The organism is Thermocrinis sp., from assembly GCF_036781485.1.
Classification (GTDB): Bacteria; Aquificota; Aquificia; order Aquificales; family Aquificaceae; genus Thermocrinis.
This window is the reverse complement of sequence record NZ_DAIQAX010000017.1, coordinates 1-9,324: the sequence shown is the minus strand read 5'-3', so window position 1 is coordinate 9,324 and position 9,324 is coordinate 1. Positions and strand designations below refer to the sequence as shown.

At 39.3% G+C, this 9,324-nt stretch carries 10 protein-coding genes; 1 reads left to right on the top strand and 9 read right to left on the bottom strand.

All coding sequences use genetic code 11. The annotated features are described in order from the left end of the window. Positions 1-257, top strand: a 257-nt coding sequence (locus V7P40_RS07635) for a hypothetical protein (RefSeq protein ID WP_333785384.1), incomplete at its 5' end; no start/stop codon positions are given. A gap of 83 nt (positions 258-340) precedes the next feature. Here V7P40_RS07635 and cas6 read toward each other — a convergent pair. From cas6 to V7P40_RS07590, 9 genes are read right to left on the bottom strand one after another with little or no spacing between them, the layout of a single operon-like run. After that, positions 341-1,057, bottom strand: a complete 717-nt coding sequence (cas6, locus tag V7P40_RS07630; protein ID WP_333785383.1) for a CRISPR-associated endoribonuclease Cas6 — start codon at positions 1,055-1,057, stop codon at positions 341-343. A gap of 7 nt (positions 1,058-1,064) precedes the next feature. Further along, complete coding sequence (gene cas2, locus V7P40_RS07625; RefSeq protein ID WP_333785382.1) at positions 1,065-1,346, bottom strand: CRISPR-associated endonuclease Cas2; 282 nt, start codon at positions 1,344-1,346, stop codon at positions 1,065-1,067. Beyond that, a complete protein-coding gene (cas1b, locus tag V7P40_RS07620) occupies positions 1,343-2,296 on the bottom strand; it encodes a type I-B CRISPR-associated endonuclease Cas1b (RefSeq protein ID WP_333785381.1) in 954 nt (317 codons plus the stop codon). The genes cas2 and cas1b overlap by 4 nt, the downstream gene beginning before the upstream one ends. Beyond that, complete coding sequence (gene cas4, locus V7P40_RS07615; RefSeq protein WP_333785380.1) at positions 2,289-2,798, bottom strand: CRISPR-associated protein Cas4; 510 nt, start codon at positions 2,796-2,798, stop codon at positions 2,289-2,291. The genes cas1b and cas4 overlap by 8 nt, the downstream gene beginning before the upstream one ends. Before the next feature lies 1 nt (position 2,799). Next, positions 2,800-4,986 carry a CRISPR-associated helicase Cas3' gene (cas3, locus tag V7P40_RS07610; protein ID WP_333785379.1) on the bottom strand — a complete coding sequence of 729 codons (2,187 nt, stop codon included), beginning with the start codon at positions 4,984-4,986 and terminating at the stop codon, positions 2,800-2,802. After that, positions 4,961-7,138: a type I-B CRISPR-associated protein Cas5b gene (gene cas5b / locus V7P40_RS07605; protein WP_333785378.1), complete on the bottom strand. Its 2,178-nt coding sequence runs from the start codon at positions 7,136-7,138 to the stop codon at positions 4,961-4,963. Before cas5b ends, cas3 begins: the two co-directional genes overlap by 26 nt. Beyond that, a complete protein-coding gene (gene cas7i, locus V7P40_RS07600; protein ID WP_333785377.1) occupies positions 7,119-8,111 on the bottom strand; it encodes a type I-B CRISPR-associated protein Cas7/Cst2/DevR in 993 nt (330 codons plus the stop codon). The genes cas5b and cas7i overlap by 20 nt, the downstream gene beginning before the upstream one ends. A 33-nt stretch (positions 8,112-8,144) precedes the next feature. Beyond that, positions 8,145-8,582 (bottom strand): gamma-glutamylcyclotransferase family protein, encoded by a 438-nt coding sequence (locus tag V7P40_RS07595; protein ID WP_333785376.1) that lies wholly within the window; start codon positions 8,580-8,582, stop codon positions 8,145-8,147. 5 nt (positions 8,583-8,587) lie between these two features. Beyond that, positions 8,588-8,947 carry a gamma-glutamylcyclotransferase family protein gene (locus tag V7P40_RS07590; protein ID WP_333785375.1) on the bottom strand — a complete coding sequence of 120 codons (360 nt, stop codon included), beginning with the start codon at positions 8,945-8,947 and terminating at the stop codon, positions 8,588-8,590. Between the last annotated feature and the right edge of the window lie 377 nt (positions 8,948-9,324).

The following is a 9,324-nucleotide window of genomic DNA, read 5'->3' as shown; positions in this document are numbered from 1 at the left end:
ATGACTTTATGCAATTACATAATTATGACTTTATGTTTTTGCATAAAAGCATAAATTTAGAAGCTATGAGACACAAGAGGAAGAAAGCGGTAAGAACGACAATTTTGCTACCACCAGAGGTTCATCAAGCTTTACGCATAGAAGCCATAAAAAAGAAAGTATCTATGGGAGAGCTCGTAGTTCAAAAGCTAAAGGAGTTGGAAGAATACAGAGAAAAATATGGCGGAGTTGTGAAGGCAGAGGAGCACCTCCCTTAGGAGATCCCAAAGCCTTATTCAGTTGCCAATTTGACAAGGGTCTCAAAAGGACCCTCAAGCTCACCCCAAGGGGATAAATAGGATTATAGCATACATTCCAAATAGCCAAAGCCCTGACCTGTTCTAACCCCCAAGCCGTACTGATAAACAAACTTCAAAAGCTCCTTGCTTTCTGTGTGAAGTTTGAACCTTCCCAAAAAGCTTCTGATATATCCTCCATAGTGTTTTATAAACTCTTCCTTTATGCTTATTGGCTCAAACTCAAAGGTTTTTAATTCTAAATCTTTTCCAACTACGGACCTGTAGCGCCTTTGAGTGTTTTCTAAAAGCCACCATTTAAAATCCCTGTCCTTTGGTGTAGTATATTTTTCTTCTGGATTTTTAGAATTTACCGCTCTTTCTACCACCACCGGAGACAGCGTCTTAAAAAAGCCCGTAGGTTCATTTTCTTTCTCAACATCCACATCAACAATCCTAAAATACACACTTCCAAGCTTTGGGTTCATATCGTGAAGGTAGTTCTCTTTAATAAGCTTCAGCGTTCCGTTGTAAAAGGATATGGCAGTTTCAGAATCTCCCGTGGAAAATCTAAAGTTTATAGCCTCCACATCTTTTATACGCTCCCCTTCAATCTTTGCACTTTTCCCCAAATACACCGCAAAGGTGTAAGGCTTTGGTCTTTCCTCCTCAAACTCTTCTCCAAAAATTTTCTTCAAAAGGGATATAAACCTTCTTCTGTAATCTACACTTATAGGCAAATTATCTTCCGTAGCCCTAACAAGCCTCACCCTAAACCGCATGTAATCATCATAACAGGTTATCTGTGGGATCTTTAGTGTTTGTTAGTATTTCCCTCTTATAGTTTGTAGTTTCATCAAGGATGTAGATTATCACGGAATCCTTTTCCCTATCCACAACCTTTAATATCTCGTATTTGAGCCTTTCAATGCCCGAAAGGTTTAAACTTCCCTCAAAGACGGACTTTTGGACATGATTTAGATATTTTCTTGCAGTCTTTAAAGCTCTTTGTAGCCTTCTTTGCCCTTCCTTTTCCGTGGTATCTATGTCATAAAAAAGAACAACCCTCATTGCTTTAGGTTGTAGTAGTCCAACGGTAAATAGGTTTCATCTTCTGCTAAATGTTTTATTAGCTTGTAGAGTTCAAGCCTTATCAGTGTTTTTAACGATACATTCCTTTTCAGTTTTGGATGATAGACAGTAGATTTCAAAAGATTATCAAAAGCTTTCAAAAACTTTTTCTTTCCATCGGTGTTTAGATAGCAATATTCAGCCTCTTCCAGAAAGTCCCTTTCTGTTATAGTGCCCGATTTAATAAGCTCAAGAATTAATCCCTCTGAAAGCATAGGTTTAAAGACCTCTGCCACATCTAAGCATAAGGAATGTCTTTTTTCCGAAGGTTCGTGCAGATAACTAACCGTTGAGTTCAGGGGAGTGTGGTATATCTCTCCAAGCACCTTGGCGTAAACCAGAGAGTTGCCAAAGGAAATTAAAGCGTTCAAAGGGTTCTGTGGCGGTCTTTTTGTTCTTGTCTCAAAATCCCAACCTGTCAATTTCTCAAGGGTTTTGTAACAAAGCTTTTTAAAGCTTCCTTCCACTTGCATGACCGCTTCAATGGTAAAAGCCTGTTTTAGTCTTTTCAAATACTCACTAACATCTATCCTGTAAAGTTTTTCAGAATTTACTATAGAACCAAGCACAAAGCTTTTTGCAAGATAAAGCCTTTTTTCTTTATCAAGGTAATGTTCCACTTGCTTTATGAGAAGATAGCCCGATAGATTTTTCTCCCTCGGATAAAAGCTACCTATATAGTAGCCATAATAATTGAAAAAGTGTGCAGTTATCCCGTATTGGGACAAAAAACTAAAAAACCTGGTATTGGTACTAACCTCTGCTAAAATGAAAAGCTCAGAAGTGTTTTCTACGGGTATCTTCTTTTTGATGTCCCCGTTTTCAAAAAATATAGTATTTTCATCTCTCTTTAAGGTCCCGTTGGTGGTTATGTAGTAAATTTCAGCCATAGCAATATTCCCAATAGGCACACTTTTTGCAATATGGTTTGTTTATAACCTTCGGTGGTGTGTCTTTTTTGAGTATATTCTCCATCTTACCTATCACCTCCCCCATAAGCTCTTCGTCCTGTTTGCTTAACTCAACCTCCAAAAGCCTTTTTTGTTTTGGATAGTGAATTATCCCGTGGGAGACTTTGATTCCTTTTGTCCTAAGGTAGTAGATGTAATACTTAACCTGAAGTACATGAGCAGGCTCCAAGGCGGGTGAGTGCTTTACTTCATGAACTGCCAAACCTTTTTCCGTAGTGAAAAAATCTATGCTAACAGGCTCGTAGGAAAACTCTTCTTCCCTTTCTCTCGAAAAGCTAATCTCGTCCAAAAGCTTCCCAAGTTGGACATACTCTGATTCATTTTCAAAGCTTATTCCTTTTGTAAAAAGCCAAAGCTTTCTTTGACACACCGCGTAGTATGCTACCTGCGTGCCTCTAAATTTTAACTCCCTTAGGTCCATACTATACGATGTTTTCCTCTTGTTCAGTGTCTGCAGAGCTTGTTAGCTCAAAGCCTGTATCTTCGCCGTAGTTTCCTTCCACGTAGTAGATGCTTAGCTTATCGTGAATTTTTTGCTTTTCCAACTTGTTCAAGGACCACGCAGGAAGAGAAAAGCTGTATTCAAGAATCTGGCTTAGATATTTTACTCTTTCCACCAAGTTGTCCTTTGTCTTTTCCCATTTTTGCACCAGCTCTTGAACCTCTTTTTCAAACCTTTTGGGAATTACTTGCACTGCGTTTATGTCCCTAAAAAGCTCCTGCGCTTTACTTTTACTCCTTATAAGGCTATCCGTTCCCTCCCAAAGGCTTGTTATGTAGCTGTAAGCCTTGTTAAAGCTCTCCAAGTACTTTGTGTTTCTCAAAGCACTTTCTGAATACACCTTTTCCATAAGCTCCCACTTAAACTCCCAATACCAAAGCCCATCCTTAAGTTCTTTCTGCATTTTTTGGTGTAAGTCTTTGTAATACACAGAGCCTATGCCAGAACATTCTTCTGTGAATACAAACACGTTTGGTTCCTCTGTTGATTTTTGCCCTCTTCTGTTGCACCTTCCCATGCGCTGGATCAAACTGTCTGCAGTAGAAAGCTCTGTAAAAAGGTAGTCCGCATCAAGGTCCAAAGACACTTCCGCAAGCTGAGTGGTGATCCACACGCCCCCCTCTTGACCGTCAAAAAAATTCTTTATCTCTATTTCCTTTTGCTTTCTGTCTTTGAGCATAAACCTGCTGTGTAAAAGCTTAGCGCTGGGAATTTCCCCTTTTAGCTCAATAGCCTTTTTGACAGTATTTACCACCACAAGCACTTTGGCTTTTTGGGAAAGCTCTACTATCTTTTCTATCCAGCTGTCTATTTTGTCTTGCACGATCTCAACATTGTGGTAAGGCTTTTGCTGTAGGTTAAATTTCTCAAACTCTACTCCCATAGATATAAATCTCTCCTTTAGGAACTCAGGGAAAGTGGCTGTCATAACTAAAAACTTTCCGCCGTTTTGAGCTAACACTTCCAAAGCTTTTACTATAAAGGCTAAGGTAATTGGGTCGTAAGACTGCAACTCGTCAATAACAAGCCTTGAGTAGAGCGCTGTGGCATAGTACTTTTCAAAGCCTTTGTATCTAAAGACAAAGTGCATAAGCTGGTCTGGGGTGCAGACGATTATTGGCTTGGCAAAGTTGCAGGAAAGGAAGTAGTTCAAAAAGATAGCATCTTCTTTGTTGTTTTGAATGTCTTCGTTTCGTTCATCCTTTTCAAGCACATAGCTTAATGCACTTGAGTGTAAAAGTCCTGCACGATCTTTAAAAATTCCCTCTGCCCTTGTGTAAATGCCGTTGGCAGAAACTCTGTATGGCAACATAAAAAAGCCTTTTCTTTGAAGATAGATAAAGCCTGCCTCAGTTTTGCCCGATCCAGTAGGAGCTATAACCACGAGGTTTTTATCCCTGTTCCCTTTTATAAATATTTGCATTTCGTTGGGATTGATGTTCTTTTCTTTGAAAAACTCATCCACGAAACTTAGCGTGTCATCCGGAGGTATTTCTTCAACTTCTTGTGCTTGCTTTGAACTGCTGGCGTGGTCTATGCGAAGAAGTAATCCCTTCAAAAGGCGGTAGTATTTAATCAATTCTTCCTCAGGAAGGTTAAACATCCTTGCAATATCATCCCTCAAATAATCTATCTCCCCTTTTTTTAGCAAAAAGCTTATCGGATTTTTCTCAAAGCCAAACTCCTCCTTTAAAACTTTTTCCACATTTTCTACTGACACTTCCTCCACAGGATGGTGGTGTAAAACCAAAAGTCTTACGATTTTTCCGATTCGTTCATCCTCTACATCTACAAAGGCGGGCGAAAGCAGATTATGCCTTACCTCCGGAAGATTCTTTATAGGTTTTACGCTTTTGTTTTTGAGTTTTTCTTGAAACTTGCAGTGAATTTTGCCATAATCGTGATACTCACAGGCAAGCTCTAAGATCTCCCAAAATCTATCCCTTAGCTCGCATGGAAGCTTTTTTGGTATTAGTTCTTCTATTTCTTCCTTGTAATGGCACTTAAGTTTTTCTAAGTTTTCCAAAAGTTTGTTTGTGTGTTCCCTTATCGTTGTTCCGTCATCCTTTGCCCAGCGTTTTTCAAGCAGGCTCTGAAGATTCTCCATTTTCATCTTTATTTTTCGCTTTTTCTTCAGAGTTTAGCCCTATCAAAAAGGCATAGGCTATCATGCTAAAGTTTTTATCGTTCAAAGCTTCCTTAAAGAGATAGGGAATTTCCTTTCCCACTTCAAGGTATGCCCTTATTATGTTTTGGGTGAAATACTCTTTGTCCTTCCTTCTTATTGCTTCAAGCAGTCTGTAGGTGAGTGGCTCAAGCTTTTTCTGTGTGCTTGGTTCCTTTTTGTAAAGTGCTTTTAGTTCTTTTCCTGCCCCAAAGGCCAAATCAGTGTAATTTTTTTGCTCATTCATGTTCAGCACCTCCTGAAAGTTTATAAAGAAAAGCAAATTTTTACTTAAATACTTCAAATTCTTGCCTGCTTGCACTATCCTGCTTTCAATGGTGTTAGCTTTTAAATTTTTATAACTGTTTTTTCTGATAAATCCTGACAGCAAAAGAAATAAAAACTCATAAAGAGACCTTCCGGTGTATATGTAGAAAAGAAACTCAAAGAATATATTTTTCAAGTTTTCGGGATAACTACCAATCAATTGACGAATGGCTTTAGCTAAATTTGGTCTTATGTGGAAAGAGTATATGTTGGCTGTTGCATCTCCTACCTTTTCTATTTCCACAAAGTAGATGTTTTCTAAAATCCAACTGCTTTTTTGCTCTTCTAATCCCAAAACATGCTCTATTATGTCCCACACTCTTCCAAGCTTTTTCTGTTCTATTTCCTCTTTCATGCTTAAAATCTGATTGAGTCTGTAAGTTTCCAAGAGGTCGTCGGGAACATAAACAAAAATATACTTTCCGCCTGATTTGTAGAATCCAACGCTCGTAAAATAAAGCAGGAATTCACATTCTTTACATATGGGCATTGGGTCCCATATGAAATTTCTAACTGTCTCAAGACTTGCAAATAGTGGGGTAAAAGTCGTCGCATCTACAAAGTTTTTGGCTTGTCTTTCGTGACAGAAAAAGCAAGTTTGGGAGGTTTCTATAGTTTTTTCCATAAGTTTGTTGCGAGCTTTCAAGAAGGCTTTTTTGACTTCTTCTGAAACTTGGTTTATATCTTTTATGAACTCTTCTATATCCTCATCCTTTATAGATATATGCTTTACCGATGGATTAGTAAATGGACTGTTGCTGTGAAAATCTCTAAGTTTTGGAGATATAAGAATTTTATAAGGATCAAACGTATTTTTGTAATTTTGCTTTTGGTTTTTATTTTTATATTCCTCATAAGCCTTTTTAAGCCTTTTATCAATTTCCTTTTCATCCTTCAAAAGATAGTCTGCGTAAATTTTTGGTAGTTTTTCCCACAAGCTCTTTGGTATCTTTAAGGTTTTTTCTTCTACCAAATTTTCTAAGCTCTGCCCCTGCTCTTCCAAAACCTTCAAAACTCCAACGCAAGCGCTTGCCATAAGCCAATTTCCTGCGTAGAATTTTATGTATTCTTCTCCTTCGGATCTTTTTAGCTCTTCCTCTACTGATTCAGTTAAAAAAACAGGATAGCCATCTTCATCAAAAACCAACGAACCGTAGATTTGGGTTCCCTTTTGGAGGTAGTAAGCGTCAATCCAAGAGTAAGTTTTTGGCTTTTGGGAGTTTTTGTAAAAGTAAGAAAGGCTAAAAAGCACTCCCTTTTTATCAACGCTGACCTTTTCTAAGATCTTCTTTGGTATGTAAGCGCTGTGGTTTAACTTTACCGCTTGCTTTTCGGATATTTCCTTTTCTTCACATTGGACTATTTTTACTTCTTCCACCTTTACTGGATACTCTCCGCCCGAAAGAAAAAGAAGCTCCTTTGGCTCTTTTATAGCTTTTTCCATCTCTTCCAAAAGACTTTCTTCAGCTTTTATGTGTATTAGCAACCTTAGGTTATAAAGGGTTGGAACTTGCAAAGGAAGTCTTTCCAAAACTCTATCTTTAAAGTTATACTTCCTAAACCACACGTAATCCCTATACATTGCGGTGTAGTCTCCCTGAATTGAGATTTGGAAGGACTCTCCTTCCCGCTTTCTTCCCATTGCGCTATAAATCAGACCTATTATGGTGGAGTAGGGGGGAAGGGGATAGACCTCTATACCTTTTATGGAAAGCGGATTTTTGAAAATTCCCGTGGGAGTGTAAAGCTTAAGTCTTAGACACTGCATAAACTTCCTCCACCTTCTTCTTTAGCTCCTCAAAGACCTCTCCTACGCTTTTGCATTCCAGCTTTTCCCTTACTTCTTGTTCGTTGGCAAAGTATCCAGAAAGTATTCCACAAAGGGTATTTTCCCTTTCCCCTTCAGGGATCAATTTCTTGCAGTCAAGAAGTCTGGCGGTATCCAAGATTAGCTTTCCGTCTTCAGTTTCCTTTGCTCCTATGCATCCCATGAAGAACGGATTTTTTATCTTGTAAATGCCACCTATTACAAAGATGGGAGAAAGATTTTCCCACCTTCCCCTTATCTGTCTTGAAAGCGTTCTTACTATGTCCAATAAAGTCTTTACTCTATTGGCTTTCCCTTCGGGCGGGATAAGATCCACCGATTGGTTTTCCCCTTCCCACACTCCTATCCTATCCAAATCTATTGCTATTGTGTAGTAGTAATGAGCGCTGTGCTGTTCGGATTGGGCTATGACTTGGGCGTCTTTTTGTTCTAAGTGCTTTATGTATCTGTTGTATGCATCTATGTTGTTCATAAAGTCCATGTCCCCTTGGAACTTAGAGATGGAGTAGGCGTAGGTGATTTTTACGGGTGCAGTTCTTTTGATGCTGTCTCCATAAGACAGCTCTACTTTTTCGTCATCTGCCCCTTTAAGATTCGTCAAAAGTCCCCCAAAAAGGTCAAATTCGTGGTAGTCCCTTATTAAAGCTTTTCCAAACTCATCCACGTCGAGCTTTTTACCTTTCTTGGAGCTTCCAACGAGATCTCTTACCTTTTCATCCAACAGCTTCCATCCAAACTGTTCCTTTCCCGCCTTCCTCATCTCATACTTGAGCGCCTTATCGGAAACGTAGGTTATTTGGGAATTGTCCTCCAAGGAAAGCTTTTTGAGGATGGATACGTTTCCTATGTTCTCCCCGTAGTTTAGGCTACTTGCCCTTTGGGTTATGATGGTAAGTGTAAGAATGCCTTTCATTTTCCCACCTCCTTAATTTTTTAATTCTGACATTTATCTATGGCTTTCAAGAAATTTTATCCAATCCTCTGGCAAGCTATTTTCTTTTGCGCCTTCAATTACCGTGTTTAGATACCTTTCCGAGGGCTTTCTTATCTCCCTTGGCTTTGGTCTTACGTAAGCTACAGCTTTTAACACTTGTCCAAGCTCTGGCACCACTACGGACACTTCCTTTCTGTCATAAACACCTGGATATCCTTCGTGTAGGTCCAAGCATTCAAAGCTCTCCAACTCAAACAGCACTCCCCAAACTCTGCCTGTTGGATCTTGCACCAAATTAGCCACTCCCCCGTTCCACTTGCTTGACGGTCCATCAAACACCAACTTGTAGCCCTCCACGTAGCCCACTCCTATCTTTTTCCAACTGTCTCCGCATCTTTCTCTCATCTGCTTTAAGTTCATGTTTGAACCGTAGGCAAAGTAAAGAACCATCTTTATTACCTCCAAAATTTTTTCCAATCACCTGATGGTATTTTCTTAAGTCCATTGACTGAGTTGTTGTATATGTAAGTGTAAGTTTCCAGGTCTTCGCCAGTCTCCAGTTTAACCTTTATAAGCTCTCTTCTGTAAAGTGAAGGCACTCCTTCTATCCAATCCAACCTTTGGAGTATATCTTCAGAAACCCGATAAACCTCTCCAACCACCCTGCCAGAGCCAGGCACCATACCAGGAAAGTCGGATATCAAGTATAGATCGTAGCCCTCTGCGTAAGCCAGTCCCACAAATTCGCAGTTTTGCAAAGCCCCGTGCCTTACCTCACCATTGCGAAGGGTCCCATAGACAAAAACGTAAGCCATCTTTAACGCCTCCCTATATCCACTGCCCCTTAGATTTCTATTACACTTTTTTTTGCAATCTTATAGAGCATAATTATTGTAGAAACTGCAATAGCATATCCTACAACAAACGCTAGGATTATTTCAAGCATCATTAAACCTCCTTATATCCTATATAAACCTGTCCTTTTTGCAGATTCTGACATCTACTTAGTGTTCTGCAAACTTTTAAGGATGTTTAGCATTACATAGGTTCCTAATACAAATCCCCCTATAAAACTGGCTCCTTTTGTAAATTCTGACATCTGCTTTTTAGATTTCTGGCTCCACACGGTTCACTAGGAACAACTCAAGCATAAAGCAAGTATAACGCAAGATACACCTTTCAACTCCACACG

Coding starts and splice junctions, on each gene's coding strand:
- cas5b (WP_333785378.1), bottom strand. CDS start 7,138: ATGCAGTGTCTAAGACTTAAGCTTTACACTCCCACGGGAATTTTCAAA.
- cas1b (WP_333785381.1), bottom strand. CDS start 2,296: ATGGCTGAAATTTACTACATAACCACCAACGGGACCTTAAAGAGAGAT.
- cas4 (WP_333785380.1), bottom strand. CDS start 2,798: ATGGACCTAAGGGAGTTAAAATTTAGAGGCACGCAGGTAGCATACTAC.
- V7P40_RS07590 (WP_333785375.1), bottom strand. CDS start 8,947: ATGGCTTACGTTTTTGTCTATGGGACCCTTCGCAATGGTGAGGTAAGG.
- cas6 (WP_333785383.1), bottom strand. CDS start 1,057: ATGCGGTTTAGGGTGAGGCTTGTTAGGGCTACGGAAGATAATTTGCCT.
- cas2 (WP_333785382.1), bottom strand. CDS start 1,346: ATGAGGGTTGTTCTTTTTTATGACATAGATACCACGGAAAAGGAAGGG.
- cas3 (WP_333785379.1), bottom strand. CDS start 4,986: ATGGAGAATCTTCAGAGCCTGCTTGAAAAACGCTGGGCAAAGGATGAC.
- V7P40_RS07595 (WP_333785376.1), bottom strand. CDS start 8,582: ATGGTTCTTTACTTTGCCTACGGTTCAAACATGAACTTAAAGCAGATG.
- cas7i (WP_333785377.1), bottom strand. CDS start 8,111: ATGAAAGGCATTCTTACACTTACCATCATAACCCAAAGGGCAAGTAGC.